At 44.5% G+C, this 25,509-nt stretch carries 22 protein-coding genes; all 22 read left to right on the top strand.

What is annotated here, in order from left to right; genetic code table 11:
• The first annotated feature begins 7 nt into the window (after nt 1–7).
• The 22 genes from RQP50_RS03480 (at nt 8) to RQP50_RS03585 (ending at nt 25,475) form a co-directional block, all read left to right on the top strand.
• On the top strand, nt 8–1,093 hold the full coding sequence (locus tag RQP50_RS03480; RefSeq protein ID WP_315743274.1) for a HAMP domain-containing sensor histidine kinase: 1,086 nt from the start codon (nt 8–10) through the stop codon (nt 1,091–1,093).
• A 26-nt stretch (nt 1,094–1,119) separates the two neighbouring features.
• Nucleotides 1,120–1,785, top strand: a complete 666-nt coding sequence (locus RQP50_RS03485) for a response regulator transcription factor (protein WP_315743276.1) — start codon at nt 1,120–1,122, stop codon at nt 1,783–1,785.
• A 290-nt stretch (nt 1,786–2,075) separates the two neighbouring features.
• On the top strand, nt 2,076–3,725 hold the full coding sequence (locus tag RQP50_RS03490) for a S1C family serine protease (RefSeq protein ID WP_315743278.1): 1,650 nt from the start codon (nt 2,076–2,078) through the stop codon (nt 3,723–3,725).
• Nucleotides 3,726–3,900: 175 nt separating this feature from the next.
• Nucleotides 3,901–4,587 (top strand): response regulator transcription factor, encoded by a 687-nt coding sequence (locus RQP50_RS03495; RefSeq protein ID WP_021261002.1) that lies wholly within the window; start codon nt 3,901–3,903, stop codon nt 4,585–4,587.
• A 4-nt stretch (nt 4,588–4,591) separates the two neighbouring features.
• On the top strand, nt 4,592–6,061 hold the full coding sequence (locus RQP50_RS03500) for a sensor histidine kinase (protein ID WP_315743279.1): 1,470 nt from the start codon (nt 4,592–4,594) through the stop codon (nt 6,059–6,061).
• A gap of 81 nt (nt 6,062–6,142) precedes the next feature.
• Nucleotides 6,143–7,093, top strand: a complete 951-nt coding sequence (locus tag RQP50_RS03505) for a 4-hydroxy-3-methylbut-2-enyl diphosphate reductase (RefSeq protein WP_315744554.1) — start codon at nt 6,143–6,145, stop codon at nt 7,091–7,093.
• 235 nt (nt 7,094–7,328) lie between these two features.
• Entirely contained in the window at nt 7,329–8,072 is a 744-nt protein-coding gene (locus RQP50_RS03510; RefSeq protein WP_072731386.1) for a hypothetical protein, read from the top strand.
• A 206-nt stretch (nt 8,073–8,278) separates the two neighbouring features.
• Nucleotides 8,279–9,061: a hypothetical protein gene (locus tag RQP50_RS03515; RefSeq protein WP_072731384.1), complete on the top strand. Its 783-nt coding sequence runs from the start codon at nt 8,279–8,281 to the stop codon at nt 9,059–9,061.
• Between the two features lie 191 nt (nt 9,062–9,252).
• Nucleotides 9,253–10,041, top strand: coding sequence for a hypothetical protein (locus RQP50_RS03520; RefSeq protein WP_315743284.1), 789 nt, complete (start codon nt 9,253–9,255; stop codon nt 10,039–10,041).
• A gap of 192 nt (nt 10,042–10,233) precedes the next feature.
• On the top strand, nt 10,234–10,998 hold the full coding sequence (locus RQP50_RS03525) for a hypothetical protein (RefSeq protein ID WP_072731383.1): 765 nt from the start codon (nt 10,234–10,236) through the stop codon (nt 10,996–10,998).
• Between the two features lie 28 nt (nt 10,999–11,026).
• On the top strand, nt 11,027–11,872 hold the full coding sequence (locus RQP50_RS03530; protein ID WP_315743287.1) for a hypothetical protein: 846 nt from the start codon (nt 11,027–11,029) through the stop codon (nt 11,870–11,872).
• A 213-nt stretch (nt 11,873–12,085) separates the two neighbouring features.
• The gene (locus RQP50_RS03535; RefSeq protein WP_072731380.1) at nt 12,086–12,496 is read left to right on the top strand and encodes a BlaI/MecI/CopY family transcriptional regulator; all 411 of its coding nucleotides are present in this window, start codon (nt 12,086–12,088) and stop codon (nt 12,494–12,496) included.
• On the top strand, nt 12,493–14,364 hold the full coding sequence (locus tag RQP50_RS03540; protein ID WP_315743288.1) for a M56 family metallopeptidase: 1,872 nt from the start codon (nt 12,493–12,495) through the stop codon (nt 14,362–14,364). The genes RQP50_RS03535 and RQP50_RS03540 overlap by 4 nt, the downstream gene beginning before the upstream one ends.
• A gap of 240 nt (nt 14,365–14,604) precedes the next feature.
• Nucleotides 14,605–15,378, top strand: a complete 774-nt coding sequence (locus RQP50_RS03545; protein ID WP_315743289.1) for a hypothetical protein — start codon at nt 14,605–14,607, stop codon at nt 15,376–15,378.
• Between the two features lie 391 nt (nt 15,379–15,769).
• On the top strand, nt 15,770–16,180 hold the full coding sequence (locus RQP50_RS03550) for a BlaI/MecI/CopY family transcriptional regulator (protein WP_315743290.1): 411 nt from the start codon (nt 15,770–15,772) through the stop codon (nt 16,178–16,180).
• Between the two features lie 180 nt (nt 16,181–16,360).
• Entirely contained in the window at nt 16,361–17,119 is a 759-nt protein-coding gene (locus tag RQP50_RS03555) for a hypothetical protein (protein WP_315743291.1), read from the top strand.
• A 70-nt stretch (nt 17,120–17,189) separates the two neighbouring features.
• The gene (locus RQP50_RS03560) at nt 17,190–18,158 is read left to right on the top strand and encodes a DUF5643 domain-containing protein (protein ID WP_315743293.1); all 969 of its coding nucleotides are present in this window, start codon (nt 17,190–17,192) and stop codon (nt 18,156–18,158) included.
• A 203-nt stretch (nt 18,159–18,361) separates the two neighbouring features.
• A complete protein-coding gene (locus tag RQP50_RS03565) occupies nt 18,362–20,959 on the top strand; it encodes a PEP/pyruvate-binding domain-containing protein (RefSeq protein WP_315743294.1) in 2,598 nt (865 codons plus the stop codon).
• Nucleotides 20,956–22,167, top strand: coding sequence for an MFS transporter (locus RQP50_RS03570; RefSeq protein ID WP_072731366.1), 1,212 nt, complete (start codon nt 20,956–20,958; stop codon nt 22,165–22,167). The genes RQP50_RS03565 and RQP50_RS03570 overlap by 4 nt, the downstream gene beginning before the upstream one ends.
• Nucleotides 22,168–22,273: 106 nt before the next feature.
• Nucleotides 22,274–22,870 carry a TetR/AcrR family transcriptional regulator gene (locus RQP50_RS03575; protein WP_315743296.1) on the top strand — a complete coding sequence of 199 codons (597 nt, stop codon included), beginning with the start codon at nt 22,274–22,276 and terminating at the stop codon, nt 22,868–22,870.
• Nucleotides 22,871–23,208: 338 nt separating this feature from the next.
• Complete coding sequence (aroF, locus tag RQP50_RS03580; RefSeq protein ID WP_065294100.1) at nt 23,209–24,270, top strand: 3-deoxy-7-phosphoheptulonate synthase; 1,062 nt, start codon at nt 23,209–23,211, stop codon at nt 24,268–24,270.
• A 143-nt stretch (nt 24,271–24,413) separates the two neighbouring features.
• Nucleotides 24,414–25,475 (top strand): oxidoreductase, encoded by a 1,062-nt coding sequence (locus RQP50_RS03585; RefSeq protein WP_315743299.1) that lies wholly within the window; start codon nt 24,414–24,416, stop codon nt 25,473–25,475.
• Nucleotides 25,476–25,509: the final 34 nt, after the last annotated feature.

Consider the following 25,509-nt stretch of genomic DNA (forward strand, 5'->3'; position numbering starts at 1 on the left):
TGCAATCATGGTGTCACGCTGGTTTCGCAGCACGAAGAGTGTCAAGTGGGAGCTGCTTCTCACCTTTGTGATTTCAGGCTGTATTATCATGAGTGTGTTCTGGATTGGCTTCGTCTATGGAGGTTCCTGGTATAGTGGGATGAACTGGTGGCTGTTCGGTATTGTGACGGTCATCATCGTATCGGTCATTATGGGTTATGTCGCAGGCGTGCGCCTTCAGCGCCGCCTGGACGTGCTTCACGATAGTATGATGCAGGTGATGAAGGGCAATTGGTCAGAGCGGATTCCGCTTGGCGATGAAGAGTCATTTGCTCGCTTGTATGAAGACTTCAATACGATGGTAAGCGGGATGGAACAGAAGCTTCGCATCTTGCAGAAGATGTCCGAGCAGCAAGTGATGGATCGGGAGCGGGAATGCGAAGCTGTTGTATTGGAGGAACGAAGACGTCTAGCAAGAGATTTGCATGATACGGTTAGTCAGCAGTTATTTGCACTTCATATGGCTTCCTCTTCCTTGACGAAGGTTATGGACATGGATATGGATCGGGCGAAGAAGGTGGTTGGCCATCTTGTTGAGATGTCCCATACCGCACAGCGCCAAATGCGCGGCTTGATTGCGCAGCTGCGGCCGCTTGAGCTTGACGGCAAGACATTGCAAGAAGCGTTGGGCCGCTGGTTCCCTGACTATTGCCGGCAGAATGGCTTGCAAGGTAAGATTGACATTGAACTAAATTGTGAATTGTCGGAAGCCAAAGAGCATCAGTGCTTCTTAATGATTCAGGAAGCCATGGCCAATGTAGTCAAGCACGCGAAGGCAACGAAGGTTACTTTGACTCTGCAGGAGACACCGAATCAGATTATTCTTGCTGTGGCAGATGATGGCCAAGGGTTCGATCTTCAGAGTGCGTCATTCAAGGCAGGGAGCTATGGACTGACGACGATGCGAGAACGGGTGGATAAGCTTGGCGGTCACATGGATCTCATAAGCCGTCCGGGAGCGGGAACGACAATACGCGTACATATCCCTCGATTTGAAGAAATAGAAGAGCAGTCAAATGACGGAGGTCATTCCAATACAGAAATGTGTAAGTAACGGAGAACGGACGGGAGGCGAATCAATTGGGGGATAGGACATCGGTTTTTCTTGTGGACGATCATGAAATGGTGCGGCTAGGTCTTCAAACTTACTTAATGCTCGATCCGGAGATTGAAGTTATTGGTGAGGCTAGTGGTGGTAGAGAAGCGATTGCTGCCATACAAGCGAGGGCTAGTCGGCATGAGCCATTGCCTGATTTAATCCTTATGGACTTGATGATGCCTGACTTGAACGGGGTAGAGACAACAAGAGAGCTTATCGCACAGTTTCCGAATTTGCGAATTGTCATGCTGACCAGCTTCATGGAAGATGAGCAGGTTGTCGAAGCGATTCAGGCGGGGGCAGTCAGTTATGTGCTGAAGACGGTGTCGGCTGAAGAACTGGTATACGCGATTCGTGGCGCGCTGCAGGGCAGGCCGGTCATGAGCGGAGAAGTATCGCAGGCATTGACCCGTGGACTGCGCAAGCGTGCAGCTCAGCCGGATGATGAGGGACTGACGGAGCGGGAGAAGGAAGTGCTGCTGCTTATTGCTGATGGCAAGACGAACAAGGATATTGCAGATGAGCTCCATATCAGCATCAAGACGGTTAAGACACATGTATCGAACCTACTTATGAAGTGTGAGCTGCAGGATCGTACACAGCTTGCGGTGTTCGCTCATCGTAAAGGGTGGGTTAAAAGCGAATAATTTCGTCTATCCTGTAAATAGACGTAGTAGTTGTGAACGTGATGGTCCCAGTTGTCTAGATATATGATATTCTAGGTCTAGACACTAACAGATTTGAACTGTGCTGTTTATTGACGTCGACAGGAATTGCAGAACAGGCCGAAGGGCCTGTTTTTTTGTCGAACTTTTGTATTATCATCTTTTATGGTGTTTTATATTGTTTTTAAGCTAGGATTAAGGTTTATCGTCCATTATATAAACATATCATTACGATACTTCATTTGATACGAGTACATTAGGAGGTAGGCAAAATGGACGAACAAAAACGCAATTTATTTGGTGCATCCGACAAGGATTCTCATACATCAGCATCAGACGACAGCGCTGCTCGACAAGAGCGCGATGACAGCCTGAGTGAAGAACAGGAACTGGGCAAGCAAAATGAACGTTACTACTACGCCTACGGCCCTTATCAATCCGTAAAACAAGAAGAACCTTCGAGAACCACAACTTCGACAGATCCGACTGGACGTATGAATGATGTGCAGGTAACGCCGCCAAATCCGGTTAAGCCGCTTCCGTTCTCCAGCGCTACGCAGCAGGGAGGGGCTCAAGCGAGTGGATATGTGGCTCCGAATATGCGTGGTGACGGAGGAGGCCAATCTGCTCCACCACAAGGTGATTGGAACTTCAAGGATTCGAAGCGCAAGAGAGGGACTTCCTTCAAGGCAATATTTGCTTCCTTCATGGCAGGAGCACTCGTCATTACGGCGCTTATGATTACGGCTGACAAGACGAACCTGTTTACAGGAGGAACGGCGCTTGCTGGCGAGGGGGCTGGAAGCAGTGCGGCAGGTGCGAATGCGGTGCAGACCAATGGGCCTGGAACTACGCTGCCGAACGGCTCGAACAGTGTTGCGGATGTATTTAAAAAAGCTAGTCCTGCTGTCGTGAAGATCGAGACATTCGGAACGACAAGAGGGCAAAGCGGTGGTGGCAGCAATCCGTGGATGGATGACCCGTTCTTCCGCCAATTCTTCGGAGACGGCTATGGGAATGACAATTCCCGCCAGGATGTGAAGCCGAAGCTGCAGCCTCTTGGAATCGGTACAGGGTTCATTTTTGATAAAGACGGTTATATATTGACGAATCAGCACGTGATTGAAGGTGCGGAGGCGATTCAGGTACAGGTGGAAGGAAACAAGGAGCCGATTAAGGCAGAACTGCTTGGACATAGCAAAGACTTGGATTTGGCTGTACTGAAGATTGAAAGCAAGGGCGATCTTCCTACTGTTAGCCTTGGCAATTCTGATGCAACTCAAATCGGAGACTGGCTTGTTGCAATCGGCAACCCGTCTGGATTCGATCATACGGTTACTGTTGGTGTACTTAGTGCACGCGAACGCAAAATCAATGTTGACGATAACGGCAGCGCTCGTGAATACCAACACTTGCTTCAGACAGATGCATCGATCAACCCTGGTAACTCTGGCGGTCCGTTGTTGAACATGCAGGGCGAAGTTATCGGCATGAATGTAGCGGTAAGTCGCCAGGCGCAAGGAATTGGATTCGCTATTCCATCGAATGTGATGAGTAAGGTTGTTGAGGATTTGAAGAACAAACGCGAGATTGCGAAGGAGCCTCTGCCATTTATCGGTGCAACACTCATTACGATGACAGATGATATTGCAGACCGATTAGGTATGAATCTAATTAAGGGGTCTCTCGTAAGCGAAGTGTTGTTCGGCACCCCTTCTTATGAGGCAGATTTGCGCGCATATGATATCATTACCGGTATGGATGGGACTAAATATACAACCAAGGAAGAGCTAATTGAACAGATTAGCAAGAAGAAGGTTGGCGATACCGTTAAGCTTCAAGTCGTACGCAATGGCAAGTCGATTGATGTAAGTGTGAAGATTGGCGATAAGAACAAATTCACGAAACAATTGCAGCAATAAGGGGAGGGGAGTGCGTCACGACATGAGCAACGGCACTTGAAGGACGCATCCCCCTAAGTATAAAGATAGGAAGCACAGAATGGCTTATGCGATTTCTGGCTTCCTTTTCGCTTTAATGGCAGAATAACAAATGATTTGCATATTTGATGGAAATCGGAAAAAGGGGATGAGTATGATGCGATCAACGATACTGGTAATTGACGATGATGAGAAAATTACTTCCATGCTTCGAAGGGGGTTGGTGTTCGAAGGGTACGAGGTACGTACGGCTTCGAATGGATCGGAAGGGCTGCGGGACATGATGCTGCATGAACCAGATATGGTCATATTAGACGTCATGATGCCCGAAGTTGATGGATGGGAAGTATGCCGCCGTATGCGTGAAGGGGGCAGCAGTGTGCCTGTGCTCATGCTGACGGCTAAGGATGAGGTGCAGGATCGCGTGAAGGGGCTTGATAACGGGGCGGATGATTACTTGGTCAAGCCGTTTGCACTTGAAGAGCTGCTTGCACGTGTCCGTGCCCTGTTGCGGCGTCGCAGTGATAGTGAAGGGGGTTCGCATCGCCTAACATTCGAGGATATTGTGCTGGACTTACATACACGTGAAGTACAGCGGGACGGCAAGGCGATCGAGCTTACAGCGAAGGAATTTGAGCTGCTCCATCTATTCATGCAGAACCCGAAGCGGGTACTGCCGCGCGATATGATTATGGAGAAGATATGGGGATATGATTACAGCGGTGAATCTAATGTGTTGGAAGTATATATTGCCATGCTTCGTCAGAAGACAGAGGAGCATGGAGGCAAACGCATCATACTAACGATCCGTGGGACGGGCTATGTACTGAGAGGGGACAGTTAGATCGATGTCAATTCGCTTGCGGCTTACAGTCTGGTATTCGGCTTTGCTTGCCTTTACCTTATTTTTGTTCGGGATTGCGATTTATACATTTGTCGACTACAACATCTATAAAGATATTAAGACCCGCATTTCCAACCAGATGGATCAATTGTATATCCTCCCCTCTATCGATTGGGAACGTTCCCAGCTGAATTGGGATGTTCAGCAGTCTAATCGGTTAAATAATGAGGAAGTGTTTTTTCAGACGATTAACTTCAGTTCAGGCAAGCTAATTCGTTCTGATAACTTGAAGTCCCTCAATCTGAAGCTGCCTGTTCCGTCGAATCCAAGCCAAATTAAAGCAGGCATACGAAAGGTTGAGGTGCAATCGTTTCAATTTCTCGTGTATGAGAAGCTGCTGAAGCTGGAGAACAATGATACGATCATCGGAGCTGTACAGGTCGCTGCCTTTACCGGACATGAGGCTCGATTTATGCGTGAACTGAGGAGTATTCTCGTTGTTGCGTCCATGGTTACCGTTGTACTGGCGTTCTCACTAGGGCTCTTCTTGGCGCAGAAATCATTACGTCCGATTGAGAACATTATTAAAGCGACAGACCGGGTTCAGAAGGGTGCGGATCTCAGTGTAAGAATTCCGCGTGTCGGGCCGCCGGATGATGAGGTTGGTCAATTGACTGACCGTATTAACAGCATGCTTGGGCGAATGGAAGCCTTCTATAATGAGCTTGACGAGGCATACCGGGCACAGCGCAGATTCGTATCTGATGCATCGCATGAACTGCGCACTCCGCTGACTACGATTCGGGGAAATGTTGATCTGCTTGAGAAGATGTGGCTGCAAGAAAGCGGGACACTGGCGTTAACAGAAGTAGACAAGCAGCAAATGTCTATGGAGGCGTTAAGCGACATAGCAGATGAATCGCGTCGAATGAGCAGGCTCATCAATGATATGCTGTCACTGGCTCGGGCGGATGCCGGTTATGTGATGGAGAAGTCGATGATTGAATTGAAGTCGCTCGTTGAGGAAGTTGTGCGCAGAGCGCAATTCTTGCCGCGCAAGGCCGAATGGATTCTAGGAGATATAGCAGCAATCGAACAGAAAGTGGTATACGGCAACAAAGATTATTTGCAGCAGATGCTGTTCATCTTCATCGAGAATGCATTCAAATACACGGATGGCGGGTTTGTGCGTCTGGATGCGATTATTCAGGACGAGCAAATTGGCTTGAAGGTGCAAGATACGGGAATGGGCATGAATCAGAAGGAAGTTCCGTATATCTTTGAGCGATTCTATCGTGCTGACGTATCTCGCGGCGTTACTTCCGGAACGGGACTCGGTCTGTCGATCGCGAAATGGATCATTGATGAGCACCGCGGTTCTGTGGAAGTAGTCACGAAGCCAAATGAGGGGACGACGTTCATCGTTTGGCTGCCGCTTGCTTCGGTCGACGAATGCGAGGGAGTTCCGGTATAATGAAGATGCCGGATGCTAGTGGTGCAGTTTATTGCAGCTCTTATAGCGGACGAAGCGATTGGAAGGGAAGCAGGTGTACTTGTGGAAGTAATGAAAATAACACCGCGCGGTTATTGCTATGGTGTTGTTGATGCAATGGTCATTGCACAGCAAACCGCACGCAATCTGGATTTGCCGCGGCCTATCTATATATTGGGCATGATTGTGCACAACAGTCATGTGACGAACGCATTCGAGGATGAGGGCATCATTACGCTTGATGGCCCGAACCGGATGGAAATCCTGGATCAAGTAGAGTCGGGGACGATTATCTTCACGGCGCATGGTGTATCGCCAGAGGTTCGCCGCAAGGCGCGTGAGAAGGGGCTTACGACTGTCGATGCTACTTGCCCGGATGTAACGCGTACGCATGATCTCATTCGCGAGAAGACGGCGGAAGGTTACGAGGTTATTTACATCGGGAAGAAAGGGCATCCAGAGCCCGAAGGGGCAATCGGTGTCGCACCGGACAGCGTTCATTTGATTGAGAGGGAAGAGGAAGTTCAGTCGCTTCAACTGGCGACAGACAAGATTATTATTACGAACCAGACGACGATGAGCCAATGGGACATTAAGCATATTATGAACCGATTGGTTGAGAAATTCCCATCAGCCGAAATCCATAACGAAATTTGCATGGCGACACAGGTTCGTCAGGCGGCAGTGGCGGAGCAAGCGGGAGAATGCGATCTCGTTATCGTTGTCGGCGACCCGCGCAGCAATAACTCGAACCGTCTTGCTCAGGTGTCAGAGGAGATTGCCGGTACGAAGGCGTACCGCATTGGAGACTTGTCTGAGCTGGATGTGGAATGGCTGCAAGGCGTTAAGAAGGTTGGGGTAACCTCCGGCGCTTCGACGCCGACGCCAATTACAAAGGAAGTCATTGCGTTCTTGGAACAGTTTGACGAGGCGGATCCAGAGACATGGGAGAAGACGCGGACGGTAAATATGAAGAAGCTGCTTCCTCCTGTTCGAACGAAGTCGAAATCGTGAAGAAGCGGGCTTCGGTCCAAAGTAATGTAACTTCATTTCATGAAGTGCTGTATGTGTAAATATATAGGAAAATGTGAATTGGCTCCCTCAAAGGAACTTAAATGCTAAGTTCTTTTGGGGGAGTTTTTTATTTTTTTACATGAAATTATTGGAAGTCTGTCACAATTGAATCATGGAGATTGTTATATACATGATAAAATGTTTCATAAATTGTACAAAAAAGGGGAATCATCCAATGAAAACAACGATGAAATTAGTAATTGCTACACTAAGCGGTATCCTGATGTTCGGTTCTATGAGCTTCGCAGTTCAGGCGGATCCATCCCAGACAGCGAGTGACACTGCGGCTGCCACATCGACTGATCAGGAGCTAACATTAGAAGAACAGAATAAGATATATGAAAAGGAAGTAAGAAGAATAGGGCAAGAGGCTAAAAATCCGGGTGACGTGTATGTTGCTTTTATTAGCAATAAAAAATTGATGTCCGGAATGGAATTCCTCTATATAGTCAATCCGCTTACGTTCAAAACATACGAAGAATATATAAAAAAGGCTGCTACGTATCAAGGGCCAGTATTGCAGAAGCCAACCAACCTGCCGAAGGGATATAAGTTAGTCAAAGCGGAAATCGAGTATCTGAAAAGTAAGGAATTCGAAGAAGAAGTAAAAAAAGAAGCCGCCATTGAGGGACAAGGCAAATTGCTTTATGCGAAGAAGTATGATTGGAAGGTACCGGGCGAAATCAAGCTTGAGTTTGTGAATGGGAAGAACACGTTTCTGTTTGATATGTACACCATCGACCCGAAAACAGCGAAAAAGCAAACAGGCTATGTCTATGAACCTGCTAGCGAAAAGGCAAAATACAATTTCCTGTCTTGGAGGGTGAAAGACAAAGCAATTACTATTCAAACGAACACGGATATGTCCAAGGAAGATCTAATCAAGCTTTCGAAAACGATGGTGCTTGAGAAAAAATAATAAGAGAAGCAGGGTTTCGTAATCGGACGAAGTATATCGAGTAACTCCCGGAGAAGCTGTGAAGGATTAGCAGTTTTTCTGGGGGTTATTTTTTCTTGTTTTTCAGGGATGATTTGAAAATGATGTCACGAAAGGCATGGTGAGAATTGTTATATAAGATGAGGCGATAAAACGTTAAAAGACTAGCGAGAGAGGGGCACTTGAATATGAAAATGACGATGAAAATAGCAATCGCAACGATAAGCGGTATCCTATTATTTGGTTCGATAAATCTCGCGGCAGAGGCAGCGTCTTCTCGTTCGATAAGCGATATTACGTTGAAGACGGCAGCTGCTAAACCAAAGACTATGACTGAGGGCGAGAAGTTGGAAAAAGCAGAGAGGGAGAGAATCAAAAAGTTGCTCGAAAAAAATCCGGATGATACCTATATCTTATATGTCAGTAATGAATTGACTAAAGTTAAAGGCAAAGCAGAGGTCGACATGTTGGGCAACAGCATGCCGAAATTTAGCAAGTATGAGGACTATCTAAAGAAGGCAGCCAGTTTGAAGGAAGCAACGCTGCAACAACCTGCTAACTTGCCCAAGGGATATGTCTTCTCCGCGGCAGAGATTATAGGTCCATATACCGCTGATTTTGCTGCAGAATTGAAAGCAGAAGCAAAAAAATTAAACAAACAGATTTACTCTAAAAAACTGAATTGGACGACTACAAACGAAACCAAATTAGAATTTAAAAATGGAGACAATTTTATCAAAATAAGCAGCCGTAAGCCTGATGCGGTGGATAAGAAAAATTTTAGTCAAGAGTATACCTATACAACCGCGGAAAAAATGAAAAAAGATAATCCATATGTAGGCGAGAAATATCTAGTAAATTCGTTGGTTTGGATCCAACACGGCAAGCTGCTTTCCATTCATGCGAATCCAAAGAATCCAATGACGAAGGAAGATATGATCAAGTTGGCGAAAACGATGGTCAAAAAGTAAGAATCGCCATGTTATTGATGCGAAATGTAAGATAGTCCGATATTGAAACCCTCGGGAAAGACGTAGATCAGCATGTCTAACCTGGGGGTATTTGCGTTTCTTTAATTAAAAGTTATGTCACAAACCAGATGGTTGAAATTGTTGTATAAGATGAGATGTTAAAAAGAATAACTAGAGAGGGGCAATTAGAAATGAAAATGACGATGAAACTAGCAGTTGCAACGATAAGCGGCGTTTTATTATTCTGTTCGATGAATCTCGCGGCAGAGGCAGCGTCTTCTCGTGTGGTAAGAGATGTAACGTTGAAGACGGCAGCAGCTGAACCAAAGGCTATGAGTGAAGGCGAGAAGCTAGAGAAGGCAGAACAGGAGAGAATCGACAAATTACTTGAGAAAAATCCAGATGATACATATATCATATATGTCAGCAAAGAATTAAAGAAAAATAAAAACGAACAAGAAGTTTATTTTATGGGAAATTTTAATCCAAGATTCGATACTTATGAAGCATACTACAAATTTGCATCAAAGTTGAAGGAGGCAGTACCACAGCGTCCTGCTGATTTACCAAAAGGCTATACCTTAGCTGAAGCGATAATTATTTCGCCGCTCGGACCTAAGGATTTAGTAGCAATGAAAGCCGAGGCCAAAAAGCTGGGTAAACAGATACATTCCAAAAAGATCAATTGGACAAAAAGTGACTTCATTGTGTTAACGTACACAAATGGTAAAAATGAAATCAAATTAAGTAGTGGGGCTCTTAAAGAGAAAGATAAGAAAGAAAAAAATTATGTATATAAATCCGCAAAGGACATCGAAAAGGAAAATCCCAATCTTGCTCCAGCAATAAAAAAAATAACTTACAAAAATCAGATTTCCTGGAATGAGAGTGGGAAGGGCTTTTGGATTTCAACGAATCCCGAAAATCCGTTGACGAAGGAAGACATGATCAAGTTGGCGAAAACGATGGTCAAAAAGTAAGAATCGCCATGTTATTGCTGCGAAACGTAAGATAGTTCGATATTGTACACCCTCGGGAAAGACGTAGATCAGCATGTCTAACCTGGGGGTATTTGCGTTTCTTCGATTGAAAGTCATGTCACAAACCAGACGGTTGAAATTGTTATATGAATGGTAGATATTACATGTCAAACAGGAAAGGTGCGATTTTATATGAATACGAAGATGAAAATAGCAATTGCTTCACAATGCAGCATTCTATTGTTCGGATCCATGCACCTCATGTCAGGCACAGCGTCAGATCATGCTATAAGCGGCATCAGCTTGAAGGCAGCAGCAACGAAACCAATGACTGCAAATGAAGGCGAGAAGTTGGAGCAAGCCGAGAAGGCTAAACTTGACAAACTGTTGGAAAAAAATCCGTGTGATATGTATCTGATATACAGCAGTTATCAGCCAAAGGGATTTGAGGTTTTTGGTTATGGCAATTTTAATCCGCGCTATGAGAAATACGAGGACTATGAGAAGTTGTTGCGTGTTATGAAAGAGCCGGCTCCGCAGAAGCCTGATGATCTGTCGAAGAGCTATACGTTCGACGGGGTTATTGTTGCTGCGCCATATACAAATGAGTATGCGGCGGCCATGCAGGCTGAGGCGAAAAAGCTCGGCAAAAAGGTGTATTCAAAGAAGCTTGAATGGAAGGATACGAATATGATCCAGTTGCGTTTTGTGAACGGCAAAGATTATATTCAGTTCTCTAGTTATCGGATTGAAGAGATGGATAAGAAACAACAAGGATATGTCTATATCGCTGCTGCGGATGTGAAAAAGAAAAATCCAAAACTTGATCCTAAATTTATTACGACCACATTAAATTGGTATGAACAGGGTAAGGGGTTCTCGATTTCAACCAATGCTGAAAATCCGTTGACGAAGGAAGACCTGATTAAGCTAACGAAAACGATGGTCAAAAAGTAGAACTACTGAGAATCATGTCACGGAAGGCATGATGAAATTTGTTATATATGATGAGACGATCAGAAGAATAACTAGAGAGGGGCAATTAGAAATGAAAATGACGATGAAACTAGCAATCGCAACGATAGGCGGCATCTTATTAATTGGTTCGATGAATCTCGCAGCAGAGGCAGCGTCTTCTCGTTCCACAAGCGATATAGCGTTGAAGACAGCAGCAGCTGAACCAAAGGCTATGAGTGAAGGCGACAAGCTGGAAAAAGCAGAGCAGGAGAGAATCAGAAAATTGATTGAAAAAAATCCGGATGATACCTATATCGTGTATGTCAGCAATGAATTGATTAAAGTCAAAGGCAGAATAGAAGTTTACATGATGGGCAACAGTATGCCGAAATTTGACAAATATGAGGACTATCTGAAGAAAGCAGACACTTTGAAGGAAGCAACACTACAGCAACCTGCTGACTTGCCGGAAGGTTATACCCTCCTTAGGGCAGAAATTAACGGGCCATTTACCGTTGATTATTCTGCTCAATTAAAAGCGGAAGCAAAAAAATTAAACAAACAGATTTATTCCAAGAAAATCAACTGGACAACTTCGAACGGGATACGACTAGAGTACAAAAATGGAGACGATTATATTACATTAGGAAGCAGAAATCTTGATTCGGTGGATTTGAAGCAAAATAAACAAGGATATACCTATGTAAGTGCAGCAGAAACAAAAAAGAAAAATCCTAAACTCGAAACTAAGAATTTATGGAACGAGCTGAACTGGAGAGAAAATGGGAAGTTGTACTATATCCTAACCAATGCTGAAAATCCGTTGACGAAGGAAGATTTGATTAAGCTGGCGAAAACGATGGTGAAAAAATAGCTTGTGTCCAAGCCCATGCAGTCCGAATAGGATGTGTGGGCTATTTTTTGAGTGTGATCAACGTAATCCTTAGATTAATAGGCGTCAAATTTTTGCGTGTATGATTAAGGAGATTCAGAAGAGAAACTTGTTGACATTAATTAACTACAGACGTAGTATGGAATATAACTACATATGTAGTATAAAGAATAAATTTTTTTGGGGGTTTCATGCATGAATCACATACCACCAATTACAGATGCGGAATTGGAAGTCATGCGCGTCTTGTGGGAAAAACCAAATTGTCCTTCCAGCGAGATCGTAAAACGGATGACGGAGCGCATGGAATGGAGTCCGAATACGAGCCGTACGCTTCTGAATCGATTAGTGCAGAAGAAAGCGGCGGGAGTGAAGCTGGAAGAGGGTTCAAAGCGCAGTCAGCTATTTTTTTCAATCATTAGCGAGCAGGAATACTTGCGATCTGAGACGACCTCCTTTATGAAAAAGCTGTATGGCGGGGCATTGAAGCCGATGCTGGCCCATTTTCTAGAGGACAAGAAGCTGAACGCGCAGGAAATCGAGGATCTCAAGGCTTTATTTGATGATAAACGCGGTGACGAACTGGAAAAGAGAGATAACGAATGAGTCCAACCTTGCATGAATGTTTATTATCGTTTTTCGGCTGGGTGCTCCGCGGATCTTTTATGGCCAGTATTCTTATCGTGCTGGTTCTTATCCTGCAATTTTTATTTAAGAACAAGCTTGAAGTGAGGTGGAAGTATCTGCTCTGGGTACCTGTAGCGATTCGTCTGCTGCTGCCTTGGGCGCCGGAATCTTCACTCAGCCTATACAATGTTTTTTCGTTGGAGGCCATCGTTCCCGTTAGTCAAGAACAATCACAAGCTCAACTTCCATCGGCTTGGAACAGCTTGTGGGAAGGTGCAGGGGCAAGGAGCGAAGCAAAGGCTCAAGCAGAGAATGCTGCTGATTCGGATAAAAGCGTCCTCTTAGAAAGAAAAATAGAGGTATCCAACTCGTCTCTTGAATCAGATACCACATGGGACATGGGCTTTTGGTGGAGTGGGTTCAAGCAAATGGGCTTCACCAATATGCTGATGTCAGTTTGGTTCTTGGGTGTCCTGCTTTTTGCTGCGAAAACCGTTGTTGACCAGTTTCAATTGAAGCGAGCCCTTCGTGAGGGCAGAACAATTGAGACACCTTATTTATCGACCGTGTTCCGCGAAACAAAATTGCTAATGGGCGTACAAAGTGCTGTGCGGTTTGTAGCCAGTGAGCGCATTCCTGGGCCTGCGGTAGTCGGTTTTCACAAGCCGGCGATTGTAATTTCGCCGAGTCTGCTCGTCACGCTGCGAGGGGAACAGCTTCAGTGTATTTTAGCGCACGAGTTTGGGCACATCCAGCGGCGGGATGTGGCGGTGAACTGGATGATGCACATTCTGCTCATTATCCATTGGTTTAATCCGTTGTTGTGGCTTGCTGTACATAAAGCAAGGCAGGATCAGGAGATGGCCTGCGATGCATGCGTGCTGGATCGTTTGAGTTTACAGCCAAATCCACAACATAACCATACATACGGGCAAACCATTATCCATGTGCTAGAGCATTTTCATTTGTCAGGAAAACAACATCACCCAGGGATTGCCGGATTATCCGCAACGCATAAACAAATGAAGAGAAGATTGCTAATGATCAAGCGATTTCATAAAAAATCCTACCATTTGTCCATTTTAGGGGTGGCACTTATTGTTGCGCTTGGCAGTGTGTCGCTGGTAAATGCGAAGGGTAACGATGTTGATGCTGCCGACTCATCCTCTGCTGTCAACGAGATCGCCTTGAAAACGGCGGCGGGAAATTCAAAAGCTGAAGGTGAAGTGGAGAAACTACAAGAAGAAGAGATAGCTAGAATTACTGCATTATTGGAAAAAAATCCGGATGATACGTATGTGTCATATAGCAATCTTCACCCAAAGGGCGATACAGTCTGGGGATATAGCGACTACTGGATGGGGAAGGGATATGATAAATATGAGGACTATTTGAAGAAAGCAGCCAGTTTGAAAGAGTCGACGCCTCAGCAACCTGATAGCTTGCCAGAGGGCTACGCCTTCGCCAAAGCATACATCGAAGGGCCATACGGCTCTGAGTATAAAGCGGAGATGAAGGCCGAAGCTGAAAAATTAGGAAAAAAGGTATATTCCAAGAAGGTTAATTGGACATATACGAACCTTATTCAGTTAACATATACGAATGGAGAAAATTATATCGAATTGTATAGCGGACGAATTCGTGAGAAAAACATGAAAGAAAAAGAATATACTTATAAATCATATAAGGACATGAAAAAGGAATACCCCAAACTGGATGATAAGATTATGGTGAATCGGCTTTCGTGGAACGAAAATGGAAAATCGTTCAGTATCCAAACCAATCCGGGCAATCCATTGACGAAGGAGGACTTGATTAAGCTGGCAAAAACCGCAGTTAAAAACTAAACTCGAACATAGTATTACAATCGGTTTTGACGTGAGCTCATGCAATCTGAAGTAAGGTTGCACGGGTTCTTCTTTTTGAATGCGATTTTCAGTCGATTCGGGGAATAGATGTTTGTATGTAAGATAAGTGAGAAAACAGGATAAGAGCAATTGACATTATTGAACTACAATTGTAGTATATAATTAACTACACACGTAGTTAAGGTGTTATATATCAAGAAACGAGAGGAGTTTCACAAAATGAACGCAGTATCAAAAATTGCAATCACAGCATTAAGCAGTATTTTATTACTGGGATCTTCAATGAACCTAATGGCAGAGGCAGCTCCATCCAGTTCCTTAAGTGACATCGGACTAAAGACGTCGGCAACTAAAACACAATCTGAAGGTGAAAAAGAAAGGCTTGAAAAAGAAGAGATAGCTAGAATCACTGCATTATTGGAAAAAAATCCAGATGATACGTATGTGACATACAGTAGCTTTCAACCGAAGGGCCAGGAAGTGTGGGGGTACAGCGATTACTGGATGGGGAAGGGATATGATAAATATGAGGACTATTTGAAGAAAGCAGCCAGTTTGAAAGAGTCGACGCCTCAGCAACCTGATAGCTTGCCAGAGGGCTACGCCTTCGCCAAAGCATACATCGAAGGGCCATACGGCTCTGAGTATAAAGCGGAGATGAAGGCCGAAGCTGAAAAATTAGGAAAAAAGGTATATTCCAAGAAGGTTAATTGGACATGTACGAACCTTATTCAGTTAACATATACGAATGGAGAAAATTATATCGAATTGTATAGCGGACGTATTCAAGAAAAAAACATGAAAGAAAAAGAATATACTTATAAATCATATAAGGACATGAAACAGCAATATCCTCAACTGGATGATAAGATTATGGTGAATCGGCTTTCGTGGAACGAAAACGGCAAATCGTTCAGTATCCAAACCAATCCGGGCAATCCATTGATGAAGGAAGACCTAATCAAGCTGGCGAAAACGATGGTCAAAAAATAAAGAAGAATAGTATACAATATGAAAACTTATATATGAAAAGTAAGAGGATTATAGTTCAAACCTGTTGATATAAATTGAATACATTTGTGGTATGTTTAATAACTACGAATGTAGTTTTTCAATATAGGCTGCGGGGGGTGCATGAATGAATCATTATTCGTCTTCGTTCATGCGTACAAGCCCATGCAATCTAAATAGAACGCATGGGCTATCTTATTGGGCGTTGCTCGGAAAGAGGCGGCAGACAACCATCCAGCGAATACGAAAGGGAGCGCGCGTGGGCTTTTATAAGGTTAAAAACACAAAACAGGTTGACATTATAAAAGTACAATTATAGCATGAGTATAACTACATGCGTGGTCTTGAACGATTGAGTTTGGAGGTTTCATGAATGAATAAAGTACCGCCTATTACGGATGCTGAACTGGAGGTTATGCGCGTATTGTGGGCGCATCCCGATTGTCCTTCCATTGAGGTAGTCAATCAAATGTCGGATTTGATGGAGTGGAGCCCGAATACGACTCGGACGCTCCTGAGCCGATTGGTTCAGAAGGAAGCAGCCGGTGCAAAGCTGGAGAAGGGGTCGAAACGAAACTATTTGTACTACCCGCTTATCAGCGAGCAGGAGTACCTGCGATCCGAAACCAAATCCTTCATGAAAAAGCTGTATGGCGGAGCTTTGAAGCCGATGCTGGCCAACTTTTTGCAGGATAAAAAGCTAAATGCACAGGAAATCGAGGATTTAAAATCGTTATTTGACGAGAACCGTGATGACGGTGGATCAAAAAAGAGCGATGCGTAAATTCGAATTCATGCGCTACTACAACCCTTGGAGAAGACGGCGATACAGCCAGTCTTATTCCAAGGGATTTTTTTATTTATTTGATAAAAAGTCGATCCGTGTCACAATTCTCGTTTTTAAGTTGTTCATATAGATGAGAAGAAAATTTCCATAATAGAGGTACAGGGGAGAATTGTCTTTATGAAAATGACGTCAAAACTAGTAATTGCAGCAATATGCGGGTTGCTAATGTTCAGCCATATGAACAATGGCGCGGAGGCGGCGCCAGCCAAGAGTACAATTGACTATACCGTGAAAGGCCCTTCGGGAGAGCCGAAGGTCTTTGAAGATGAGTTGGCAAGACTGCACAAGCTCGTTGAGCAAAATCCAGGTGATGCTTATGCTGTATTTATCGACAATGAAAAGACGAAAAGCAAGGGGCAGGAAATTATCTTCACCGGATATGTCTCCCCTTCATTTGAAACCTATGAGGATTATGTAAAGAAGGCCACTGATTTGAAAGGAACCGTATTGGTAGAGCCTACAAATCTGCCAGAAGGGTATTCCTTTACGAAAGCAGAAGTACGGTGTCCCTATAGTCTGCAATTTAAGAACGATTTGCGAGCAGAAGCCAAAAAGAAAGGTTTAGCGGTGTTGTCGAAGAAATATGAATGGACGGAAGCGGGGCAAATTGTACTGAAATATATGAACGGTGAGGATACGCTGCTTTTGGAATATATTGCACTTGGATCGAAAGCATCCCCTGCCCAAAAAGGGTATCATTATCAAACTGCTGAAGAGGCAAGACAAAAGTTGCAGCCAGAATATCGGGATAGCCCGAAGCAAAACACACTTTTATGGACGGAACAAGGCAAGCAATTTCGAATTATGACCAACGAAGGAAATGTAATGACGAAGGAAGACTTAATCAAACTTGCGGAAACGATGGTCAGAAAATAATGTCACAAATGAAGAGATTGAAGTTGTTATATATAATAGGTGATTCAAGAATGAAGGAGGAAATGTGGAAGTGAGCACATATAAACAATCATTATTGAAGAAGATGATAGCAGTAACTTGTATGGCAGCTATATTGGGTACAGGAGCAGGAATGGCTGTCGTTGATTTGCCTACCGCAAGTGCAGCGGCATCCGGATCAAGTGTGTTACAGGAATGGGGGGACTCAGGGGCAAAGGCAGCCAGCAAGAAAGGCTTGACCACAGTGAAAAATGCGAAGGCAACAAAAGATGGAGTTACATTGATCGTGCCTGAGCTTATGTACGACGGTGCTCGCTTTGTGATGGTGTTGAAGTCCGAAGGCGGAGAGAATCCGCTATATGCTAGTAAGAGCTATCTGCTGAATGGACAGCCGCTTCAGGTGGACAAGCTGGCGATGATGGCAAGTTCAGTTCCTGTGGAAAATGGAAAAGAGAATAATATGAGCATGGTTGAGTTTACAAATGCCATCGATCCGAAAACGGGAGAGCCTATTCTTCCGAATGAGTTCGAGTTGACAATTAATGCGAAGTTTGAGGCAGCGGAGGTGTCCCTTGTCATTCCGGTGAAAAACATCTCCAACCGTGATATAAACATACAGCCGAATGCCAAGAAGAGTACACAGAAATTCAGTTACGAAGTAATGAATCTGCGAATGACCGACGCGACGACAATGCTGCAGATTCACAGCAAGGGAGAAATTCCAAGCAGCAGCACGAAGCGGCCGAATAAGTATCATCAATCCAAAATGTATTACGAAATCGTAGACGATAAAGGCAACGAGTTAGTTCAGTTCAGACTGGGCACGTATGCGAAAAAGCCGGATAAAGAGTATAATGAGAAAATCATGTATGCTCCATCTGTTTCTGGGACTAAATTTATTACTGTAAAACCATTTACTCTTTTTGTCGATAAGAACGGGCTGCCTCTTGAGGATAAAAAACGAAACATGATAAAGGACTACCACAAAGCACTGGAAATGAAAATTCCGGTTACTTCATAAAAAGTCATAAAAAATAATAGGAAGGAACTTATCACGAAAAGCCCGAGAAAAAACCGCGTACATCGCGGTTTTTTTATTTTTTTACACGCACTTATTGACAACATGAAAGCTGAGGGTTATATTTCACTTATTAAGTACTTAGTAAATTAAATGATAAGCTAATGTCTATTACATCTTAAAAGGGTCAAGGAGGTTCGAAATTTATGGATGTCCGATTGGAAAATGACTTGGTGCTTTGGATTCATCATGTGGGAAAAGGAGACATCTCTCTGGTTGGAGGAAAGGGGGCGAATCTCGGGGAAATGATCCGGGCAGGATTTCCGATTCCGCGAGCTTTTAGTATATCGGCTTTGGCATATAAGCGTCAGATTGAGCAAACGATTATCGCAAGTAAGCTGGAGGAATTGGAAAGAGAACATAGCCATGATCCGGAATATCAAAGCCATTCTTCCAGAAAATTGTTTTTGGAAACACCAATGCTTCCAGAGATTGAGGAGCGCATTCGCGAATATTATCGCCAATTGGGCAACGAAGTCAGGGTGGCAGTGCGATCCTCGGCTACCGCTGAAGATTTACCTGAGGCGTCTTTTGCCGGACAACAAGAGACCTTTCTGGGCGTTCATGGAGAAGAGGCTTTGCTCCACTCCGTTCGGGAATGTTGGGCTTCCTTGTGGGGAGAGAGAGCTGTACATTACCGCAATCAACAGGGATTTACCCACAGCTCCGTTGCATTGAGTGTCGTTGTGCAAGAAATGGTGGACTCCGATGCTGCGGGCGTTCTGTTCACAGTCAATCCCTTGAATAGTTGCCACGATCAGATGTTAATCACGGCGAGCTTAGGTCTCGGTGAAGCTGTAGTGTCTGGAATTGTTACCCCAGATACCTATCGGATTGCGAAGGAAACCCTTGAAATCATTGATTGCGAAATTGGAAAAAAGGAAGAGATGGTAGTCCAACAGGAGCAGGGAAGTGTCGTCGTGCCGGTTCCACCCCAGTTACAGACGAGACCTTGTTTGTCGGATTCGATGGTTATAGATCTTTGTCGCATAGCCAAAAAAGTGGAGGAGCATTATGGTTCGCCGCAGGATATCGAGTGGGCCGTGAAACATGACCGAATTTACTTGCTTCAGTCCCGTCCTATAACAACATTGCACAGCTTGCAGCATGCAACAGATGGAGCGATCCGTCTTCCCGATGAAGACGAGCAGGTGTACGCTGGTTGGATTTATCTCGGACGAATTCCTCGTTTTGCTCGTAAGCGGTTTTTACCCGTACTCGTTGACCATTTTCCTGAGCCGCTGCGTCCGCTAGATTTTGATAGTAGTCTTACTCCAGCACTTGCCGGAGTAAGGAGGGCAGCAAAAGAATTAGGTATAGAAATGCCTGAAGATATTTCCTATCAGCATCCGACTGGACTAATTTTATTCAATCCGCCGGTTCCAGCCAACTTGCGAACGATAGCTGCTCTTCCGGTTGCCTGGTTGAAGCTGAAAGGCTGGATCAAGTATGACCCGCTGCAAGAGTGGCTGCAGGTAGACCAACCGTATTTGCGTTCCCTGCTTCCTGTTGAATCCGTCCATCTGGATTCCTCACCGCAAGATTTGGTTAGGGAGATTAAGAAATTGGAAGGGGTGATAAGTGAGCTTATGTATCGCCGTTTCCGAAAATATATGGCCGCTGGCGTCGCGGCCCAGAGCAAGCTGGACAAGATGCTTCATCGTGCGAATGTAAAGCAAGTCTATTTAATGAAGCAAAAATTGCTGCAGGCTCTGGATTATAAAACGGCTGTTGCAAACCGGGACATGAAGGAGTTAGCTAGAGTTGCGGTTGCCAGTCCTGTTGTTTTGGACATATTGGAGAAGCAGCCGTTTGGCAGAATGTACGAGACTATTATGAATAGTGATGGCTGTAGGGCATTCAAGGAAGCGATTGGACGCTTCTTGAGCAAACACGGATGCCGATGTGCATCAGGAATGGAACCGCAGCCGAGCTATCCGTCATGGAGAGATGAGCCTGACAACGTCTTAAGCATGGTCCAAGCTCTGATTCAACATCCAGAGGGGCTGATTGATGATGAGAAGGAACGAACAGAAGAATATCATAATGCCCGTGCGGAAATCGTACGACGATTGAAAAAGCCGCAATGGATTGAAACGTTCGAAAATGCGCTGGATATGACTAGGGGATTTTGGGTCGCTCGCGAGGCTACGTTGGATATGTACGAAGAGATTGTTGCGATTCTACGCGACCGTATCAAGCGAGTTGCTGCGTGGCTTATAGCAGAAGAGAAAATACGGGATGAACGGGATCTGTATTTTGTTACGTTCAATGAATTGGAGAGGATGATTGCTGACAAACATGAAGCGGGAATGGCGGAACTCGCACTTCAGCGCCGAGAAGTATGGAACCGAATGAATAATTACAGAAGTTCCGATGTCATCAATAAGTCAGAAATTGAAGAAAAAGTACTCACTGGAGCCGGGGCAAGCCAAGGGGAAGCTCAAGGTGTCGTTAAGGTGATTCGAGGGCCTCAAGAGTTCCATAAACTGAAGCGGGGAGATATTCTCGTATGCGTGAATACGAATCCAGCTTGGACACCACTTTTCTCTGTAGCTGCAGCTGTTGTAACGGATACAGGTGGCGTATTGTCACACTCGGCAATTGTAGCCAGAGAATATGGCATTCCTGCGGTCATGGCATGCGAAAATGCTACGAAATTCCTTTCTGATGGTGATCGGGGTTATCGTGAACGGAACAACAGGCATGGTACAACTGTTGCGATGAAGGCGGGGGCGACATGAGGCATAACTTTACTATCATTTGTATGATTATTGGAACATTTGTGGTTCCGCTCAATTCATCCATGGTTGCATTAGCTCTGGAACCAATAGCGAACGAGTTCCAAGTGCCGCTTTCCCAAGGGGCATGGGTAGTCACGATATATCTAATAGGGATGGCTGTCTTTCAAATCTTCGCAGGACGATTCGTGGATCGATTCGGCAGCAGGCCAATTCTTTTTAGCGGTACAGTCATGTTTGCGTTAGGAACAATAATATGTTGGCTTGCCCCGACCTTTATGGGCTTGTTAATAGGCAGACTCATCCAAGCGAGTGGGGGCGCTGCACTCGTGCCAGCTAGTTCTGTACGATTGCGTGAGATGACGCCGACTGAAAGACAAGGGAGAATGTTTGGATTGTTAGGGGCTGCAGCTGGGATAGGAGCTGCACTAGGACCGCCGCTAGGTGGCTTATTTATTCATTATTATCATTGGCGTTTCCAATTTATAGTTACATTAATACTGATGCTTTTTCCTATTACGTTATTAGCGAACAAGAACCTAATATGCCGAGCTAGAAAGACGCAAAAGAAAATAAGGCAAACGAATGATTTTGTACTTCTTCGATTAGTAAGAGAGCTGTTTAAAATTCGCTCCTTTCGAGCTGCTGCTGCATCGGTATTCTTAAACAATTTCATGGTGTATCTGTTGCTGATGTGCGTGCCTTTGCTTGTAAAAGAAAAGTGGTATTTTAATTATGCAGGAAGTGGAACGGTAATGCTTGTCTTCTCCGTCGCTATGATCGCAGCTACAGCAGCAGGAGGTGCAATGAGCGATCGATTTGGAAAGCGCCCAGCTGTTCTCGCCGGATGTATACTCGCTGCCATTGCGGGTGGACTACTCTTGATAGCAAGCTCAAGCCAACTATTAGCACTGTTTATTGTTGGTGTCGGTTTGGCTGGGCTTAGCCTCGGAAGTGGAAATGCAGCAATACAGGCAACGGCATTGGAAGCTGGAGAAGCACAAGGAGCAGGAATAGCGGCTGGAATTTATTATGTCATACGATACCTAGGTTCGATTGCATCTACGTTATGGCTATCCATAGCATCTATCGATGGGTTAGCAGTAAACTTCTCCTTGCTGTTGGCGGGATTTATGGTCAGCGCTATCGCGGCAATACCTTGTACTATTGGTATACCTATGAAAACGAGCACTGCTTCGGAGAAAAATTGACATGTATAGATTGATTTGTTAGTTTGATAGTAAATCAGTCTAAAGGTTGTTCTAAAAGCCCAGCCAGACTTTTTGAACATGAAATATTCGTTAAATGGAGCCGCAAATGACAAAAATCACTCTTCGTCAACAAAAAGCACTTGAAACCAAGAACAAATTAATCGATTCTGCGTTAAGAGTTTTTTCTGAAAAGGGATATGACTCAAGCACGACCAAAGATATCGCTCGTGAAGCAGAGGTCACGGACGGATTAATCTATCATTATTTCAATTCCAAGGAAGAATTGCTCTGGGCAATTTTAGAGAAGCACACCCTTAATCATGAATTGAAGAATACAGCAACTATGGATCCCTTGCAAAATCAACCATTAGATGTGATGCTAAATATGTATTTTGCAAATTTGATGGATATGCTGCATGACAAAAAAGAGCTAATTGTCATGTTTTTCGGAGAAGCGCAACGAAATCAAGAAGTACGGAATCGGCTTGTTGTGACGATAGAAGAGGGAATACAGCCTTTGTATCAATTATTGAAACAGCATGTGAGTAAGGATGATGAATACCTCTTCTCTGCAATACGCAATGTCCAGATGACATTGGTCATGTACTTCTTATTATATGATAGATTTCAAACCGAACCCATGGAGAGAACTCGTTATATTCATATAACTGTTCAGCAGTTCATGCAAGTGATTTCGCAATGAGAAGAGCCATATATGGTTGTGCGAAAGTTTTAATAGCTGCCTCAATGAGAATGAGGATGCGAAGGAATCGTGCCTATTCAGCACGATTCTTTTTTTATATATGACGAATTGTCAAAACTCCGATTGTGACAACTTACTCGGAAAATAGTTGCAACAAAGGGTTGACGATCCGGTAGTTGTTCTGTATAGTTTCTTTAATAGTTAAAAGCATAAAAGCTTATACGCATTAAAGTATTAAAGTGAATATAAAAGTAAAACTACAATAAGAAGTGTCATCGATGAACGCATTTCTGCTTTAAGGGGTTAACTGGCACTGCGCATAGAAAGGGTGTACAATCATGATTGTTATTGTAAATAATGAGACATCTGAAGAACAGATCGCGAATATAGCCAGCATCATTGAAGGGCAAGGCAATCAAGTTCATATATCCCGTGGCACGGCTCATACGGTAATTGGGATAATTGGACATGCGGAGCCGAAGTTGGCAGAACATCTTAGACAAATGAAGGGCGTAGAGAACGTGGTTAAAATTACGAAATCATACAAACTGGCAAGTCGTGACTTCCATCCGGAAGATACGGTAATTGAAATACGCGGCGTGAAAATCGGCGGCGGCAATTTGGTAGTTATGGGAGGGCCGTGTGCGGTTGAATCACCTGCTCAAATCAATGAGATTGCACGGTTGGTGAAGGCAGCAGGCGGACAAGTTCTGCGCGGAGGAGCATTCAAGCCGCGTACGGGACCGTACAGCTTCCAAGGCATAGGCGTGGAAGGACTAGAGATGATGAAGGAAGCGGGCGAGAAGCACGGACTTCTTACCATTACAGAAGTGATGACGCCTGAATATGTAGATATTTGTGCGGAGCATGCGGATATTTTGCAGGTAGGCACACGGAATATGCAGAACTTCGATCTGCTGCGCAAACTTGGAGAATGCGGCAAACCGGTATTGCTCAAGCGCGGCTTCAGCGCAACTTATGACGAGTGGCTTAATGCTGCGGAATATATATTGGCAGGAGGCAATCCAAATGTCATGCTGTGTGAGCGCGGTATTCGCACATTCGAGACGTATACACGGAATACGTTTGATTTGACTGCAATTCCGGTTATGAAGCAGCTTAGCCACTTGCCGGTCATTGCCGATCCAAGCCATGCGACAGGACGCCGCGAGCTTGTTGAGACGATGTCGAAGGCTTCTGTAGCTGCTGGTGCGGACGGTCTTATTATTGAAATGCATACCGATCCAGACAATTCGATGACAGGCGATGGGGTGCAGTCTCTCTTCCCGGATCAATTCGCTGGCCTGCTGCGCGAGCTGGAGCAGCTTGCTCCACTGTGTGGCAAGTCGTTTGATACGAAGAAGATGGAGCCAGCCTTTTTTGATACGTGGGAAAAATAAAAATGGCGCAAAAAAAGAGGTAAGCCTAAACAATTAGGTTTACCTCTTTTTCTATATACTTTCAAAACAAAAACTATATACTTTTTAATTTAAACATATATAATAAACAAAGAAATAATTTCTGAAAAAGGAAGTTGAAGAACATGACATTAACAATGGGCTTTATCGGGTTTGGGAAGTCAGCCAACCGTTATCATTTGCCTTACGTGAATACGCGTAAGCATATAAAAGTAAAAACAATTTATGTCCGGCACGTTAACGAACAATTAGCGGCTCCATATCGCGAAAAGGGTGTTGCCTTCACCACTGATTTGGATGAACTATTGAACGACAAAGAAATTCAATTGGTGACGATCTGTACGCCAGCACACACGCACTACGAATTGGCGAAACGAGTTATACTTGCAGGGAAATCAGTTATCGTTGAAAAACCATTCTGCGATACCGTTGAACACGCGAAAGAATTATTAGCTTTAGGCCGCGAAAAGGGTGTAGTCGTGATGCCTTACCAAAACCGTCGCTTCGATGGTGATTTCTTAGCTGTGAAGCAGGTCGTTGAACAAGGCTTCCTTGGTGACATTGTTGAAGTTGAATCGCATATTGATTACTTCCGTCCTGGTTCAATCAGCCGCGAAGGTGCGAAAGAAGAAGGTTCATTCTACGGTTTAGGTATTCACATGATGGATCGCATGGTTTCGCTATTCGGACGTCCAGATGTGGTGACCTACGATATTCGCAATAATGAAGTGGCAGGTGCGATTGATAACTATTTCGATGTGGATCTTCATTACGGACACCAACTGAAAGTTAAACTGAAAACCAACCATGTCGTAGCAAAAGATTATCCGCGCTTTATCGTTCACGGAACAAATGGCTCATTCATCAAGTACGGTGAAGATCAGCAGGAAAATGATCTGAAAGCAGGCATTATGCCTGAGAGTGCAGGCTTTGGTGAAGATTCACCGATGTACTATGGCATTGCAAAATACCGGAACGCGAACGGTGATTGGATTGAAAAACAAATCAAAACTCCGCTTGGCGATTACGGTCGTTTCTATGATGCAGCGTATGAAACCATCGTACATGGCGCAGCAAAGCTTGTAAAAGACGAAGAGGCGATAACAAGCATGGAAATCTTGGAGAACGGATTTGCAGCACCATCCCCTTCCGTTTATAAGCTTGAGGCATTGCATTTGAATGAATAGAAGGTGTCTAAGCAGAACATCCAGCACATAGGAG

The organism is Paenibacillus suaedae (genome assembly GCF_032337355.1).
Taxonomy (GTDB): domain Bacteria; phylum Bacillota; class Bacilli; order Paenibacillales; family Paenibacillaceae; genus Paenibacillus_B; species Paenibacillus_B suaedae.

Excerpts from the sequence above, each read along its gene's own strand:
- RQP50_RS03480 (WP_315743274.1), top strand. The coding sequence starts at position 8 with ATGGTGTCACGCTGGTTTCGCAGCACGAAGAGTGTCAAGTGGGAGCTG.
- RQP50_RS03490 (WP_315743278.1), top strand. The coding sequence starts at position 2,076 with ATGGACGAACAAAAACGCAATTTATTTGGTGCATCCGACAAGGATTCT.
- RQP50_RS03495 (WP_021261002.1), top strand. The coding sequence starts at position 3,901 with ATGCGATCAACGATACTGGTAATTGACGATGATGAGAAAATTACTTCC.
- RQP50_RS03500 (WP_315743279.1), top strand. The coding sequence starts at position 4,592 with ATGTCAATTCGCTTGCGGCTTACAGTCTGGTATTCGGCTTTGCTTGCC.
- RQP50_RS03510 (WP_072731386.1), top strand. The coding sequence starts at position 7,329 with ATGAAAACAACGATGAAATTAGTAATTGCTACACTAAGCGGTATCCTG.
- RQP50_RS03515 (WP_072731384.1), top strand. The coding sequence starts at position 8,279 with ATGAAAATGACGATGAAAATAGCAATCGCAACGATAAGCGGTATCCTA.
- RQP50_RS03520 (WP_315743284.1), top strand. The coding sequence starts at position 9,253 with ATGAAAATGACGATGAAACTAGCAGTTGCAACGATAAGCGGCGTTTTA.
- RQP50_RS03525 (WP_072731383.1), top strand. The coding sequence starts at position 10,234 with ATGAATACGAAGATGAAAATAGCAATTGCTTCACAATGCAGCATTCTA.
- RQP50_RS03530 (WP_315743287.1), top strand. The coding sequence starts at position 11,027 with ATGATGAAATTTGTTATATATGATGAGACGATCAGAAGAATAACTAGA.
- RQP50_RS03535 (WP_072731380.1), top strand. The coding sequence starts at position 12,086 with ATGAATCACATACCACCAATTACAGATGCGGAATTGGAAGTCATGCGC.
- RQP50_RS03540 (WP_315743288.1), top strand. The coding sequence starts at position 12,493 with ATGAGTCCAACCTTGCATGAATGTTTATTATCGTTTTTCGGCTGGGTG.
- RQP50_RS03545 (WP_315743289.1), top strand. The coding sequence starts at position 14,605 with ATGAACGCAGTATCAAAAATTGCAATCACAGCATTAAGCAGTATTTTA.
- RQP50_RS03550 (WP_315743290.1), top strand. The coding sequence starts at position 15,770 with ATGAATAAAGTACCGCCTATTACGGATGCTGAACTGGAGGTTATGCGC.
- RQP50_RS03555 (WP_315743291.1), top strand. The coding sequence starts at position 16,361 with ATGAAAATGACGTCAAAACTAGTAATTGCAGCAATATGCGGGTTGCTA.
- RQP50_RS03565 (WP_315743294.1), top strand. The coding sequence starts at position 18,362 with ATGGATGTCCGATTGGAAAATGACTTGGTGCTTTGGATTCATCATGTG.
- RQP50_RS03570 (WP_072731366.1), top strand. The coding sequence starts at position 20,956 with ATGAGGCATAACTTTACTATCATTTGTATGATTATTGGAACATTTGTG.
- RQP50_RS03575 (WP_315743296.1), top strand. The coding sequence starts at position 22,274 with ATGACAAAAATCACTCTTCGTCAACAAAAAGCACTTGAAACCAAGAAC.
- aroF (WP_065294100.1), top strand. The coding sequence starts at position 23,209 with ATGATTGTTATTGTAAATAATGAGACATCTGAAGAACAGATCGCGAAT.
- RQP50_RS03585 (WP_315743299.1), top strand. The coding sequence starts at position 24,414 with ATGACATTAACAATGGGCTTTATCGGGTTTGGGAAGTCAGCCAACCGT.